Source organism: Achromobacter sp. B7 (genome assembly GCF_003600685.1).
Lineage (GTDB): Bacteria > Pseudomonadota > Gammaproteobacteria > Burkholderiales > Burkholderiaceae_B > Achromobacter > Achromobacter spanius_B.
Window position 1 is genome coordinate 5,875,333 of record NZ_CP032084.1, and the last position, 13,503, is coordinate 5,888,835.

The window sequence follows — 13,503 nt, forward strand, 5'->3', positions numbered from 1 at the left end:
CCCGGCCGCCCTACCAGGGCAGCTCTGCCTGCCCGTCGCAAATCCGCCGAGCCCGCGCGGTGCGGCTGACGTAGCGGTTGCCTTCGTGCGCCAGCAGCGCCTGCTTGCGCGGCAGGCCGCCACCAAACCCCGTCAATGAGGTATCGGCGCCAATCACCCGGTGGCACGGGATGATGATGATGATGGGGTTGCGCCCCACCGCGCCGCCCACCGCCTGCGCCCCCTTGGGCCGCCCCACGGTCCGGGCAAGATCGCCATAGCTGGCAAGCTTGCCGAATTCCAGCGCGCATAGCGCGTGCCAGACCTTGTGCTGAAACGTGGTGCCGATGGGGTCCAGCGCCACGTCGAAGCCGCGGCGCTTGCCCGCGAACCATTCGTCCAGCTCGCGCCGCGCCTGCTCCAGAATCGGGTCAGCATCGGCGTGCGTCCAGCCTTCAGAAGACGGCAGCAATTCCTGGTCGGTAAACCAGGCGCCACGCAGGCCCTTGGGGCTGGCGACCAGGCGCAATTCGCCCAGCGGGGTCTCGATGTCGCGGTACGCAAGCGGCTCCAGCGGGTCGGCCGGCTTGTTCGACACAAGGGTTGAATACGCCATGGCTTTACTCCGCCGACTTCTTGCGCGACAGCGCCCGGTTGTACAACACGTCGCGCGCCTGGCCCGTGACCTTGGCGGCGACCCTGGCAGCATCGCGCACGGACATCGATTCCAGCAGCGCGTCCAGCAGCACGTCGGTGCGCGGGTCGGCGTCCTCGTCAATTTCCTGCGCCACCTCGGCATGGGCGATCAAGACGAATTCGCCTTGCTCGCGATGCGCGTCGGCGGCCAGCCAGGCGGCGGCTTCACCCATCGTCAGCGTGGCGATTTCTTCAAAGCGCTTGGTCAGTTCGCGCGCCACCGTCAGTTGGCGGTCGGGCCCGCAGACTTCCAGCAGATCCGCCAGCGTGGCGGCCAGCCGATGCGGCGATTCGAACATCACCACGGGCGCGGGCAAGGCGCACCATGACCGTAGCCATCGCTGGCGAGCCACGGCCTTGGGCGGCGGGAAGCCCGCGAAGGCGTAGGCGGGGTTTTCATCGGTGGTGACGCCGCTGCCCATCAGCGCGGCGATCACCGCGCTGGGGCCGGGCACCGGCATCACGGCGAAGCCGGCTTCGCGCACGGCGCGCACAACACGGGCGCCGGGGTCGCTGACCGCGGGCGCGCCCGCATCCGACACCAACGCCACGCGCTGACCTTGGGCCAGGCGTTCGCAGATGGCTTGGGCGGCGGCGGCCTCGTTGTGGCGGTGCGCGGCCATCAGCGGCGTATTGACGCCCCAGGCGTCCAGCAGGGTGCGGCTGGCGCGCGTGTCTTCAGCGGCGATCACGTCGGCGCGTTGCAGGGCGTGCCAGGCCCGCAGCCCCAAGTCGCCCAGGTTGCCGATTGGCGTGGCCACGACGTACAGCGTCGAAGCGGGCCAATGCTGCCCGGCAACGCGATCCGCCACGCGGCTCCAGGCGTCGCCGGCGGGCGGGGGTGAGACATTTTGATTCATTGCAGCCTACTGACACGGAAAACCATGTCAGTGTAGCCGCCAACCTCGCCATACCAGGAGCCCGCATGACGGATGAGACCTTGCGCCTGGCCTGCGATCTGGCACTGGCTGCACGACACCGCGCGGACAAGCGCCGTCGTCGGGCGGGCTCTAAGCGCCCGGCTGCCGGGCGGCGCGCTGACCGAGGTGTCGACCGGGGTGTCGACCCGGGCACCGACCCGGGCGCCGACCCGCACGGCGGCATGCCCGCAGATACGCCGCAGCGCCGCTCGCCCATGCAGCGCAAGGGCGATCAGCACGAAGATGCGGCGTTGCGCTGGTTGCAGGCGCGCGGCCTGGTGCTGCTGGCGCGCAACCTGTGGACGCGCGCCGGCGAGCTGGACTTGGTGATGCGCGACGGCGGCACGCTGGTCTTTATCGAAGTGCGCGCGCGTGCCCTGTCCCGTTTTGGTGGCGCCGCCGCCAGCATCGGCCGCGCCAAGCAAGCCCGGCTGGCGCGCGCGGCGGCGCACTGGCTGCCCGAACTTGCCCGCCGCCACTTCCAGGGCGTGACGCCCCCCGCCCGCTTTGACGCGGTGGTGTTCGACGCCGGCCGGCCGCAATGGCTGCAAGGCGCTTTTTCCCTTCCCTAGACGCTGGCGGCGCCACCGCGACCCGGGCCGGTAACGGCCTGCCGCACAGTCGTTACGCCTGGACAGAACAGCGCGACTGCCGCGTGAGATAATCGCGCCCATGGATATGACCTCTCGTATGACGTCGCACTTTCGCGACGCCATGGCTGCGTGCGAACAAAGTATGAACGTCCTGGCGGAACCGCTGGCAGTGGCGGTCGACGTGCTGTTCGGCGCCCTGGCGAACAACGGCAAGATTCTGGCTTGCGGCAACGGCGGCTCGGCAGCCGACGCGCAGCATTTCATCGCCGAACTGGTGGGCCGCTTCGAACGCGAACGCCTGCCACTGGCCGGCATCGCGCTCAATACCGACACCTCGATCCTCACCGCCGTCGGCAACGACTACGGCTTTGACGAGATCTACGAACGCCAGGTCAACGCGTTCGGCCAGGCCGGCGACGTGCTGGTCGCGATTTCCACCAGCGGCAATTCGCCCAACGTCGTGCGCGCCATGGAAGCCGCCAGCTCGCGCGAAATGCACGTGCTGGCCCTGACCGGCAAGGGCGGCGGCGTCATGGGGGAACTCATCACGCCGATGGACGTCCATCTATGTGTTCCCAGCGACCGCACCATGCGGATCCAGGAAGTCCATATTCTGCTGCTGCACGCACTGTGCGACGGCATTGACGCTCTTTTGCTTGGAGACACCGAATGATTTCTGACGTCAGAACCGCGGTTCGCCCCCTGATGCTCGCCGCGGCGCTGTCCACCGCGGCGCTCTCGCTGACGGCCTGCGCGCCCCTGATCGTAGGCGGCGCGGCCGCCACTACGGCGGTCGTGGTCACGGACCGCCGCACTTCCGGTATCCAGCTTGAAGACCAGAACATGGCCTTCAAGGCGCAAAGCCAGATCTCGCAAAAGCTGGGCGACACCGCCCGCGTCAATGCCATGGCCTATGGCGGCCACCTGTTGCTGACGGGCGATGTGCCCACCGAGCAGGCCAAAGCCGAAGCGACCACCATCGCCCAGGGCATCGAGAACGTCAAACAGGTCATCAACCAGCTGAACGTCGGCCCCATCGCCTCGTTTGGCACGCGTTCGAACGACACGTGGCTGACCTCCAAGGTCAAGACCGCGCTGATCAACACCAAGTACGTGCCATCGGGCACCATCGCCCTGACCACCGACCACAGCGTCGTCTACCTGATGGGCAAGGTCACCCAGGCCGAAGGCGAATACGCCGCCAACGCCACGGCGGATGTGGGCGGCGTGGCCAAGGTGGTTAAACTGTTCGAGACCATCAGCCGCGAAGAAGCCATCCGGCTGTCCAACAGCAGCACCCGGGACGCCTCCACAGAAACCAAAGCGCCTATCCAAAGCGGCGCCGGCGCAGCACCCAGCGACAACAACGCGGCCGGCACCAGCAATGGCGTTGAAGCCATGCCTATCAAATGAAAAAAGCCATCGTAGCCCTCGCCGTCCTGGTGGCGGTTGGTATCGGCGCCTGGTTCGTCTGGCGCCCCGCCCAGACCGCCCCCGACGTCTCGTTCACCACGCTGGAAGGCAAAACCTTCTCGATGCAGGACTTGCGCGGCAAGGTCGTGCTGGTCAAGTTCTGGGCGACCAGCTGCGTCACCTGCGTGAAGCAGATGCCGGAAACCATCGCCGCCTATAAGGAATACGCCGCCAAGGGCTACGAGGCCATCGCGGTCGCCATGAACTACGATCCGCCCAATTTCGTCTTGAACTTCGCGGACCAGCGCAAGCTGCCGTTCCCGGTGGCGCTGGACACCAAGGGCGACATCGCGCGCGCCTTTGGCGACATCCGGCTGACGCCCACGGCGTTCCTGATCGACAAGCAGGGGCACATCATCAAGCGCTATCTGGGCGAATACGATGTGGCTGAGTTCCACGCCACCGTGGAAAAGGCGCTGGCGGCGGGTTGATCGCCCGGCTCTGCGGCCTTCCCCGGCTTGAACAAAAAACCGCCCACGAGGGCGGTTTTTCATTGGCGCGGTTTCATTGGAGGTAGCTTGCTTGCGGCCAGCCGAGCCCATTCGCTCGGCCGGCAAACCCGGAACCTGCAACGGAACCAGGAGCCGCCTCTCAGGCTTAAAACGCCGGAATGACCGCGCCCTTGTACTTTTCCTGGATGAATTTCTTCACGTCCGCCGAGTGCAGCGCGTCGACCAGCTTCTTGATTCCCGGCGCGTCCTTGTTGTCGGAACGGGTGACCAGAATGTTGGCGTAAGGCGAATCGGCGCCTTCGATGAACAGCGCGTCCTTCGTGGGCACCAGGCCGGCTTCCAGCGCGTAGTTGGTGTTGATCAGCGCCAGGTCCACGTCGTCCAGCGAACGCGGCAGCATGGCGGCTTCAAGTTCGCGGAATTTCAGCTTCTTGGGGTTGTCGACCACGTCGGCGGCCGTCGCCAGGATGTTGGACGCGTCCTTCAGCTTGATGATGCCCTGCTTTTGCAGCAGCACCAGCGCACGCCCGCCGTTGGACGGATCGTTCGGGATGGCGACGGTGGCGCCGTCCTTGAGGTCGGCCAGGCTCTTGATTTTCTTGGAGTAGCCGCCGAAGGGCTCGACGTGCACCAGCGCGACCGGCACGAGCGTGGCCTTGCGGTCTTTGTTGAACGTGTCCAGATACGGCTTGTGCTGGAAGAAATTGGCGTCCAGCTGCTTGTCCACCAATTGCAGGTTGGGTTGCACGTAATCGCTGAACACCTTGATGTCCAGCTCGACGCCCTGCTTGGCCAGCTGCGGCTTCACCACTTCCAGGATCTCGGCGTGCGGGACCTGCGTGGCGCCCACCACCACTTTTTCTGCATGGGCGGCGTTGGCCGCCACCAGGAAGGCCGATGCCGCCAGGGCGGCGCGGACGAAGTTCAAACGCATGGCTTGCCTCTTTTATGAATAGAAATGGGGGCCGATACCCCGACCGGTGCGGATTTGCCCCCCTTTTGCGGGGGCCTCGCGTCTCGAAAACGCCCCAATTTACCTGAATGCCGGTTATTTGTCGGGCATATGGACATGGGTTTTAGGCATATGAAACGCGTGGGTACTACAATCCGTCGTATGCTTGCGCTACCGCGTTTCGAACGCGATGTTGTGCAGGCATTTTTTCTAACCACTCATACATATTTGCCGACTTAGCTGCCATGACCGACACCCCCGACCCTGCTGCCGTTTCGTCCCCCGCTGTCAAAGCCGCTGTGCTGTCTGAAGCACTGCCGTATATCCGACGATTCCACGGCAAGACCATCGTGGTCAAGTACGGCGGCAACGCCATGACGGAAGAGCGCTTGCAGCGCAGCTTCGCGCACGATGTCGTGCTGCTCAAGCTGGTGGGTCTGAACCCGGTGGTGGTGCACGGCGGCGGTCCGCAGATCGACGACGCGCTGCGCCGCATCGGCAAGCAGGGCACCTTCATCCAGGGCATGCGCGTGACCGATGCCGAGACCATGGAAGTGGTCGAATGGGTGCTGGGCGGCCAGGTCCAGCAAGACATCGTCATGATGATCAACGAGGTCGGCGGCAAGGCCGTGGGCCTGACCGGCAAGGACGGTGGCTTGATCCAGGCTCAGAAAAAACTGATGGCCAACAAGGACAACCCCGCCGAACCCATCGACATCGGCTTCGTGGGCGACATCACGCTGGTTGAGCCCGCCGTGGTCAAGGCCCTGCAAGACGACCAGTTCATTCCCGTGATCTCGCCCATCGGCTATGGCGAAGACGGCACCGCCTACAACATCAACGCCGACGTCGTCGCCGGCAAGATGGCCGAAGTGCTGGGCGCCGAAAAGCTGTTGATGCTGACCAACACCCCGGGCGTGCTGGACAAGGCGGGCAAGCTGCTGCGCAGCCTGTCGGCCCAGACCATCGACGAACTCTTCGCCGACGGCACCATCTCGGGCGGCATGCTGCCCAAGATCTCGTCGGCGTTGGATGCCGCCAAGAACGGCGTGAATTCCGTTCACATCGTCGACGGCCGCGTGCCGCACTGCCTGCTGCTTGAAATCCTGACCGACCAAGGCGTGGGCACGATGATCAGCTCGCATTGATGCGAGCTCAACGTCTGCTGTTACGGCCGGCGGTGCGTATGCGCCGCTCGCGCCGCATGGCCACGGGCGTTTCCGAACGCCTGTGGCTGTTTGACCTGGACAACACGCTTCACGACACCTCGCACGCCATCTTCCCGAAGATAGACCTGGGCATGACCATGGCGGTGGCCGAGGCGCTGAACGTGGACGTCGACACCGCCAACGACCTGCGCCGCAAGTATTGGCAGCGTTACGGCGCCACGATGATCGGCATGGTCCGCCACCACGGCGTCAACCCGCACGACTTCCTGCACCGCAGCCACGACTTTGACGTCAACCCGCTGGTGCGCGGCGAAAAGGCGCTGGCCTACAAACTGCGCCAGCTGCCCGGCCGCAAGGTGCTGCTGACCAACGCGCCGCTGCGCTACGCCCGCTCCGTGCTGGAACGCCTGGGCATCCTGCGGCAGTTCGACAGCCTGTGGGCCATTGAACATATGCGGCTGCATGGCGAATTCCGCCCCAAGCCGTCGCCCGCGCTGCTGCGTTATGTGCTGGCCCGCGAAGGCGTACCCGCCCACCGTGCCGTGCTGGTCGAAGACACGCTGGCCAACCTGCGCGGCGCGCGCCGCGTCGGCGTGCGCACCGTGCACGTGTATCACCCTGGCACCCCCTTCTCGCGCGGTCGTTCGCATCGTCCGCCCTATGTCGACTTGCGGGTAAACTCCGTCAGTGATTTGTTGTTACGCCGGCGTCCCCTGCGGGGATAGCGGCGCGCTCCTCCCTCCCCCTTCACCGTCAAGCCTGCGCGAGAGCAGTCCCTTCCATGGCGAGCAAACCCGGCGAGCGCAAGACCCAGATTCTGCAGACCCTGGCCGAAATGCTGGAGCAGCCGCACGCTTCCCGCATCACCACGGCTGCGCTGGCCGCGCGTCTGCAAGTGTCCGAGGCCGCCTTGTACCGGCACTTTGCCAGCAAGGCGCAGATGTTCGAAGGGCTGATCGAATTCATCGAGACCAGCATCTTCACGCTGGTCAACCAGATTGCCACCGTGGAACCCTACGGCGTGCCCCAGGCGCACAAGACCGTTGCCATGCTGCTGACGTTCTCCGAACGCAACAAGGGCATGACGCGGGTGCTGACCGGCGACGCGCTGGTCACGGAAGACAACCGGCTGCAAGAGCGCATCAACCATATCAATGACCGCATCGAAACGTCGCTGAAGCAGTCGCTGCGCATCGCGATCACCGACGGCGGGCTGCCCGCGGACGCCAACGTCGCGGCGCACGCCAGCCTGCTGACGCATCTGGTGCTGGGCCGCTGGCTGCGCTACGCCCAGAGCGGTTGGCGGGTGGCACCCACGCTGCATCTGGACGAACAACTGCGGCTGGCGCTGGGTTGATTGCGGGCTTGGTCGGCCGCACCGTGCTTGCGGCGCAACAGGGCGCGCGAGCATAATGCGCCAGGTGGGTTTTCTCAAGCCGAAATCTTCATCGGCTTGATCCATATCAATGCGGGTTTTCCTCAATGCCGTCACGATCGTCCTGTAGCGTCGACACATCGAATTGAACAAACCCGTGCTCGCGGGGAGTGTGTCGACGGTTTGACCTCAACCGGAGATGGATATGACCGCGCCAGCCGCCGTCCCTGCCTCACAGGCACCCCAAAAAGCAAAAATTCCCATCGGACTAATCGCCGGTTTCGTGGTGATGATCGGGGTATTGCTGATGCCCCTGCCCGCCGACCTGCCGGTCGCGGGACACCGCATGCTGGCAATCCTGGCATTCGCCGTGGTGGTCTGGATTACCGAAGCCGTGTCTTACGAAGCCAGCGCGATCATGATCACGACGCTGATGGCTTTCCTGTTGGGCACGGCTCCGACAATCAAAGACCCGAATGTGCTGTACGGCACCTCGGCCGCTATCAGCATGGCGCTGACGGGCTTCGCGAACTCGGCGCTGGCGCTGGTGACCGGCGCCCTGTTCATTGCCGCCGCCATGACCTTCACCGGGCTGGACCGGCGCATTGCGCTGGTCACGCTGTCGAGAGTGGGCACCAGCACGCGCCGCATCCTGATCGGATGTATCGCCGTGACGATCGTGCTGAGCCTGGTGGTGCCCAGCGCCACCGCGCGCAGCGCCGCCGTGGTGCCGATCATGATGGGCGTCATCGCCGCGTTCGGCGTGGACAAGCGGTCCAACATCGCCGCCGGCATCATGATCATCGTGGCGCAGGCCACCAGCATCTGGAACGTGGGCATCCAGACCGCCGCCGCGCAAAACCTGCTGACGGTCGGCTTCATGGAAAAGATGCTGGGCGAACGCGTGGCGTGGTCGGACTGGCTGATCGCGGGCGCACCGTGGTCGCTGATCATGTCGGCCGTGCTCATCGTGGTGGTGCTCAAGCTGCTGCCGCCGGAAAGCGACAGCATCGCCGGGGGCAAGGAAGCCGTCGAAAAGTCGCTGATTGAACTGGGCCCGATGACCGGCGCGCAAAAGCGCCTGATGGCCGTGTCGATCATGCTGCTGCTGTTCTGGTCGACCGAAGGCAAGCTGCACAAGTTCGACACCACGTCGACCACCTACTTCGGCCTGGTTCTCTTGATGCTGCCGCGCTTTGGCGTGATGACATGGAAGGACGTGCAATCGCGTATCCCATGGGGCACCGTGATCGTGTTCGGCGTGGGCATCAGCCTGGGCACCGCCCTGTTGACGACGCAAGCCGGCCAATGGCTGGGCAACCAGGTCGTGGCGCACACGGGGCTGGATCACCTGGGTCCGCTGGCCATCTTCGCCGTGCTGGCCGCGTTCCTGATCGTCATCCACCTGGGCTTTGCCAGCGCCACCGCGCTGACGTCGGCCATGCTGCCCATCCTGATCTCGGTGCTGGCCACGCTGCCCGGCGAATTCAGCCGGCTGGGCATGACCATGCTGCTGGGCTTTGTCGTCAGCTATGGCTTCATCCTGCCGATCAACGCGCCGCAAAACATGGTGTGCCTGGGCACGGAAACCTTCAACGCCAAGCAGTTCGCGAAAGTCGGCATCATCGTCACCATCGTGGGCTACCTGCTGATGCTGCTGATGGGCATGACCTACTGGCGCTGGCTCGGCTGGCTGTAAGGAGAACGCATCATGAAACTCTCTTTAGCCCAAGCCAACGAATACGGCCGCCGCGTACTGATGGCGCAAGGCGTGCCGGAAGATATCGCGCGCGACGTGGCCGAACACCTGGTGGAGTCCGACCGCGTCGGCTACACCAGCCACGGCCTGTCCATCCTGACGAACTACCGCCGCGTCCTGTCCGAAGGGCTGGCGCAGGCCGACGGCCGGCCTGAACTGGTCAATGACCGTGGCGCCATGCTGGCCTACGACGGCCACCACGGCCTGGGCCAGTACGTGGGCAAGGCGGTCATCGAAAAGGCCATCGAACGCACGCAGGAACACGGGCAGTGCATCGTGACGCTGCGCCACAGCCACCACCTGGGCCGCATGGGCCACTTTGGGGAAATGGTTGCGGCCAAGGGCTTGATCCTGCTGGCCTTCACCAACGTGATCAACCGCTCGCCCACCGTGGCGCCGTTCGGCGGCGCGCAGGCGTGCCTGACGACCAATCCGCTGTGCTTTGCCGGCCCGCTACCCGGTGGCCGTCCGCCGTTCATCGTGGACATGGCGACCAGTTCAATCGCCGTGAACCGGGCGCGCGTGCTGGCGGCCAAGGGCGAAAAGGCCCCGCCGGGGTCGTTGATCGATGCCCAGGGCAACCCCACGACGGACCCCAATGCGCTGTTCGCCGACCCGCCGGGCGCCCTGCTGCCCTTTGGCGGCCACAAGGGTTATGCGCTGGGCCTGGTGGCCGAGTTGCTGGCGGGCGTGTTGTCCGGCGGCGGCACGATCCAGCCGCAGCACCCGCGCATTGGCGTGGCGACGAACAATATGTTTGCGCTACTGTTGGACCCGCAGGTGGATTTCAATACGGATTGGCGGTCGATGGAAGTCGGCGCGTTCATCGACTACCTGCACGCCTGCAAGCCGCAACCCGGCGTGGAAAGCGTGCAGTATCCGGGCGAGTACGAAGCCCGCAACCGCGCCGTCAATGCGGATTCAATCGAGTTCGACAGCCGCATCTGGGACGGGCTGACGACGCTGGCCATTGAACTGGGTGTGCCGGACGCATTGCCTGGCTGAGCGGGACAGGCGCATTGCCGCAAGCACGACCGCACCTCTGACGCCCCGCTATCGGGGCGTCAGGCTTTTACGGAGCGGTGGCGGCTGATGCTCATCATGATGCCGAAAGCGATGCCCATGGTGAACAACGCCGTCCCGCCGTAACTCATGAACGGCAGGGGCACACCCACCACGGGCAAGATACCCGTGACCATTCCGACGTTCACGAACACATAGATAAACAGCATCATCGTCAGCGCGCCTGACAGCAGCCGCCCGAACTGCGAGGCCGCGCGGGACGCGATGGTCAGCCCGCGCGCCATCATCAGGCCGTACAGCACCAGGATGGCGATGCCGCCGTACAGGCCGAATTCCTCGGCGTAGACGGCGAAGATGAAGTCGGTGGTGCGTTCGGGAATGAAGTCCAGGTGGGTCTGCGTGCCCTTCATGTAGCCCTTGCCATACACGCCGCCCGAGCCCACCGCGATCATGGACTGAATGGTGTGAAAGCCCTTGCCCAAGGGGTCCGAGCTGGGGTTGAGCAGCGTGCAGACGCGGTGCTTTTGATAATCGTGCAGCACCACCCAGCTTACGTCCGGCTCGCACAACTGGTCTTCGTAATACACCAGCGTGCCAATGGCGATGATGCCGGCGAGCATCACCGGCACCAGCAGCTTGAACGACAGCCCCGCGAAATAGATCACGAAGAAACCGGCGCCAAACACCAGCAGCGCCGTGCCCAGGTCGGGTTGCAGCACGATCAACGCGAAAGGCGCGGCCAGCATCGCGGCGGCGGCCAGGAAGTCGCGGATGCGCACGGCGCCTTCATGGCGCTGGAAATACCAGGCCAGCATCATCGGCACCGCAATCTTCATCATCTCGGACGGCTGGATGCGGGTCACGCCCAGGTTCAGCCAGCGGGTCGCGCCCTTGCTGGTTTCACCAAAGAACTCCACGCCCAGCAGCAGCACCACGCCCACGACGTAGAAGGGCAGCGCCAGCTTCATCAGCCACTTGGGCGGAATCAGCGCCATGATCCACATGGCGAAGAACGCAATGATGAAGTTGCGGGACTGTTCGGCGAACCGCCAGTCCGTGCCGCCCACGGCGGAATGCATGACGGTCAAGCCCAGCGCCGCGAACATCATCAGGATGGCCAGCAGCGGCCAGTCGAACGCCGTGAAGACGCGTAGCAGGATAAGGCCCAGGCGCTTCATTGTTGGCGCACCACGTCAGAGGTAATGGTTTCGACCGAGGCCAGGGGGTCGGCGCGTTCCGGGCGCACGATCTTGTCCTGGCGGTCCTTGGCCAGCCAATAATCGAACACCTTGCGCGCGACGGGCGCGGCCACGCTGGCGCCCCAGCCGGCGTTCTCGACGATCAGCGACAGGGCGATGCGCGGGTGTTCCAGTGGGGCGAAGCCCATGAACAGCGCGTGATCGCGCAGGCGTTCGTCGATGGCACTGGCGCGGTAATGGCCGCCACGCAGGCTGAACACCTGCGCGGTGCCCGTCTTGCCGGCCGCTTGGTATGGCGCATTGGCAAACGCGCGGCGCGCGGTGCCCGCCCGCACCACGTCCGCCATGGCATTCTTGATGACATCCACATTGGCCTGCTTGAGCGGAATGCGGTAGTCGGGCGTGGACTCGGTGGGTTTGGCCACACCGCTGCGCGGGTCGCGCACGGCGTGCACCAGGTGCGGGCGACGGAACAACCCGTTGTTGGCCAACGTGGACGTACCCTGCGCCAGTTGCAGCAAGGTGAACGCGTTGTAGCCCTGGCCCACGGCAACCGAAATGGTTTCGCCCGCGTACCAGCGCTGGCGGTCCTTGTCTTTGTAGGCCGCGCGCTTCCAGTCGGTGGACGGCAGCACGCCGCGTTTTTCGCCTTCCAGGTCGATGCCGGTGATCTGGCCAAAGCCGAACTGCTTGGTGAAGTCGTGCAGCGCGTTCACGCCGATCTCGGGGCCCAGCGAATAGAAATACGTGTCGGACGACACCACGATGGCCTTGTGCATGTCGGTCATGCCGTAGGCCGCGCCCCCCGCGTTGCGGAATTTCTGTCCGCCGAATTCGTAGTAGCCAGGGTCCGAGATGCGGTCCGTGGCGCGGCGCTTGCCCAGTTCCAGTGCGGCCAGGGCCACGAAGGGCTTGTAGGTCGACCCGATGGGGTAGGTGCCGTAAAGCGGGCGGTTGATCAGCGGGTGGTCGGGCGATTCGTTCAGCATGCGCCAGTTGTCAACGTCGATGCCGTCCACGAACAGGTTCGGGTCAAACGAGGGTTGCGACACAAAGGCCAGCACTTCGCCCGTGTCGGGGTCGATGGCCACCAGGGCGCCGCGCTGCCCTTCAAACGCTTCCTCGGCCACCTTTTGCAGGCCCAGGTCGATGGACAGCATGATGTCGGACCCCGGCACCGGGTCGATGCGCCGCAGCGTGCGCATGGGCCGCCCGCCCGCCGTCACTTCGACTTCTTCAAGCCCGGTGCGGCCATGCAGCTGCTCTTCCCAGGTTTTCTCGATGCCCTTCTTGCCGATGACATCGGTGCCGCGATAGTTGCCCAGTTGCCCGGCGCGTTCCAGCTCTTCGTTGTCGCCTTCGGCAATGCGGCCGATGTAGCCCACCACGTGCGCGGCCGACACGCCTTGCGGATATTCGCGCACCCAGCGCGCGCGCAGCTCGACGCCCGGAAACTGGAAGGCGTGCGCGGCGAACCACGCGGCTTCCGTTTCGTTCAGGTTGTTGCGCAGTTGCAGGCTGGCGTAGCGGCTGGACTCGGCGGCGCGGCGCTTGAAGCGGCGCTGGTCGGTCGGGCTGATGTAGACCACTTCGGTCAGCCGTTCGAACAATTCGTTCATGTTGCCCGCGTGGGCCGGCACGACTTCCAGCGTGTAGGTGCGGTAGTTGCGCGCCAGCACTTCGCCGTTGCGGTCCAGGATCTCGCCGCGCCGCGGCGGAATCGGCACCACGGCGATACGGTTGCGATCGGCGCGTTCGGACAGACCTTCGTAGCGATCCACCTGCAAATACCAGAACCGGCCCACCAGCACGCCAAAGCACAGCAGCGCAAACACGCCGCCCACCCACGCGCGCAGGCGGAAGCGCTGCTTTTGCTGCTGGCCGGTTTTCTTGAATTCAAACATGACGCGACG

The 13,503-nt window shown here is 65.1% G+C and carries 14 protein-coding genes; 9 read left to right on the forward strand and 5 right to left on the reverse strand.

From position 1 onward, the window contains the following. Positions 1-10 precede the first annotated feature (10 nt). On the reverse strand, positions 11-595 hold the full coding sequence (locus DVB37_RS26540) for a methylated-DNA--[protein]-cysteine S-methyltransferase (protein WP_120157214.1): 585 nt from the start codon (positions 593-595) through the stop codon (positions 11-13). A 4-nt stretch (positions 596-599) separates the two neighbouring features. After that, positions 600-1,535, reverse strand: coding sequence for a 16S rRNA (cytidine(1402)-2'-O)-methyltransferase (rsmI, locus tag DVB37_RS26545; RefSeq protein ID WP_046803071.1), 936 nt, complete (start codon positions 1,533-1,535; stop codon positions 600-602). A 65-nt stretch (positions 1,536-1,600) separates the two neighbouring features. Between rsmI and DVB37_RS26550 the strand changes: the two genes are divergently transcribed. The 4 genes from DVB37_RS26550 (at position 1,601) to DVB37_RS26565 (ending at position 4,092) form a co-directional block, all read left to right on the forward strand. Further along, the gene (locus DVB37_RS26550; protein WP_120157215.1) at positions 1,601-2,167 is read left to right on the forward strand and encodes a YraN family protein; all 567 of its coding nucleotides are present in this window, start codon (positions 1,601-1,603) and stop codon (positions 2,165-2,167) included. 100 nt (positions 2,168-2,267) lie between these two features. Continuing rightward, positions 2,268-2,861 (forward strand): phosphoheptose isomerase, encoded by a 594-nt coding sequence (locus DVB37_RS26555; RefSeq protein ID WP_006216307.1) that lies wholly within the window; start codon positions 2,268-2,270, stop codon positions 2,859-2,861. After that, on the forward strand, positions 2,858-3,601 hold the full coding sequence (locus DVB37_RS26560) for a BON domain-containing protein (RefSeq protein ID WP_046803069.1): 744 nt from the start codon (positions 2,858-2,860) through the stop codon (positions 3,599-3,601). The genes DVB37_RS26555 and DVB37_RS26560 overlap by 4 nt, the downstream gene beginning before the upstream one ends. After that, positions 3,598-4,092, forward strand: coding sequence for a peroxiredoxin (locus tag DVB37_RS26565; RefSeq protein WP_046803068.1), 495 nt, complete (start codon positions 3,598-3,600; stop codon positions 4,090-4,092). The genes DVB37_RS26560 and DVB37_RS26565 overlap by 4 nt, the downstream gene beginning before the upstream one ends. A 166-nt stretch (positions 4,093-4,258) precedes the next feature. On the opposite strand, the gene DVB37_RS26570 is transcribed toward DVB37_RS26565, so the two are convergent. Further along, positions 4,259-5,047 (reverse strand): MetQ/NlpA family ABC transporter substrate-binding protein, encoded by a 789-nt coding sequence (locus DVB37_RS26570; protein ID WP_046803067.1) that lies wholly within the window; start codon positions 5,045-5,047, stop codon positions 4,259-4,261. 263 nt (positions 5,048-5,310) lie between these two features. Between DVB37_RS26570 and argB the strand changes: the two genes are divergently transcribed. The 5 genes from argB to DVB37_RS26595 all read left to right on the forward strand — a co-directional run bounded on the left by argB (position 5,311) and on the right by DVB37_RS26595 (position 10,373). Continuing rightward, a complete protein-coding gene (gene argB, locus DVB37_RS26575) occupies positions 5,311-6,213 on the forward strand; it encodes an acetylglutamate kinase (protein WP_006216311.1) in 903 nt (300 codons plus the stop codon). Further along, the gene (locus tag DVB37_RS26580; protein ID WP_104142624.1) at positions 6,213-6,959 is read left to right on the forward strand and encodes a pyrimidine 5'-nucleotidase; all 747 of its coding nucleotides are present in this window, start codon (positions 6,213-6,215) and stop codon (positions 6,957-6,959) included. Before argB ends, DVB37_RS26580 begins: the two co-directional genes overlap by 1 nt. Positions 6,960-7,015: 56 nt before the next feature. Continuing rightward, positions 7,016-7,591, forward strand: coding sequence for a nucleoid occlusion factor SlmA (gene slmA, locus DVB37_RS26585; protein WP_046803065.1), 576 nt, complete (start codon positions 7,016-7,018; stop codon positions 7,589-7,591). A gap of 223 nt (positions 7,592-7,814) precedes the next feature. Further along, entirely contained in the window at positions 7,815-9,308 is a 1,494-nt protein-coding gene (locus tag DVB37_RS26590; protein ID WP_046803064.1) for a DASS family sodium-coupled anion symporter, read from the forward strand. A gap of 12 nt (positions 9,309-9,320) precedes the next feature. Next, a complete protein-coding gene (locus DVB37_RS26595) occupies positions 9,321-10,373 on the forward strand; it encodes an Ldh family oxidoreductase (RefSeq protein WP_104142623.1) in 1,053 nt (350 codons plus the stop codon). A 59-nt stretch (positions 10,374-10,432) separates the two neighbouring features. On the opposite strand, the gene rodA is transcribed toward DVB37_RS26595, so the two are convergent. After that, on the reverse strand, positions 10,433-11,569 hold the full coding sequence (gene rodA, locus DVB37_RS26600) for a rod shape-determining protein RodA (RefSeq protein ID WP_046803062.1): 1,137 nt from the start codon (positions 11,567-11,569) through the stop codon (positions 10,433-10,435). Beyond that, a complete protein-coding gene (mrdA, locus tag DVB37_RS26605; RefSeq protein ID WP_046803061.1) occupies positions 11,566-13,494 on the reverse strand; it encodes a penicillin-binding protein 2 in 1,929 nt (642 codons plus the stop codon). Before mrdA ends, rodA begins: the two co-directional genes overlap by 4 nt. Positions 13,495-13,503 lie beyond the last annotated feature (9 nt).

Coding starts and splice junctions, on each gene's coding strand:
- DVB37_RS26540 (WP_120157214.1), bottom strand. CDS start 595: ATGGCGTATTCAACCCTTGTGTCGAACAAGCCGGCCGACCCGCTGGAG.
- rsmI (WP_046803071.1), bottom strand. CDS start 1,535: ATGAATCAAAATGTCTCACCCCCGCCCGCCGGCGACGCCTGGAGCCGC.
- DVB37_RS26550 (WP_120157215.1), top strand. CDS start 1,601: ATGACGGATGAGACCTTGCGCCTGGCCTGCGATCTGGCACTGGCTGCA.
- DVB37_RS26555 (WP_006216307.1), top strand. CDS start 2,268: ATGGATATGACCTCTCGTATGACGTCGCACTTTCGCGACGCCATGGCT.
- DVB37_RS26560 (WP_046803069.1), top strand. CDS start 2,858: ATGATTTCTGACGTCAGAACCGCGGTTCGCCCCCTGATGCTCGCCGCG.
- DVB37_RS26565 (WP_046803068.1), top strand. CDS start 3,598: ATGAAAAAAGCCATCGTAGCCCTCGCCGTCCTGGTGGCGGTTGGTATC.
- DVB37_RS26570 (WP_046803067.1), bottom strand. CDS start 5,047: ATGCGTTTGAACTTCGTCCGCGCCGCCCTGGCGGCATCGGCCTTCCTG.
- argB (WP_006216311.1), top strand. CDS start 5,311: ATGACCGACACCCCCGACCCTGCTGCCGTTTCGTCCCCCGCTGTCAAA.
- DVB37_RS26580 (WP_104142624.1), top strand. CDS start 6,213: ATGCGAGCTCAACGTCTGCTGTTACGGCCGGCGGTGCGTATGCGCCGC.
- slmA (WP_046803065.1), top strand. CDS start 7,016: ATGGCGAGCAAACCCGGCGAGCGCAAGACCCAGATTCTGCAGACCCTG.
- DVB37_RS26590 (WP_046803064.1), top strand. CDS start 7,815: ATGACCGCGCCAGCCGCCGTCCCTGCCTCACAGGCACCCCAAAAAGCA.
- DVB37_RS26595 (WP_104142623.1), top strand. CDS start 9,321: ATGAAACTCTCTTTAGCCCAAGCCAACGAATACGGCCGCCGCGTACTG.
- rodA (WP_046803062.1), bottom strand. CDS start 11,569: ATGAAGCGCCTGGGCCTTATCCTGCTACGCGTCTTCACGGCGTTCGAC.
- mrdA (WP_046803061.1), bottom strand. CDS start 13,494: ATGTTTGAATTCAAGAAAACCGGCCAGCAGCAAAAGCAGCGCTTCCGC.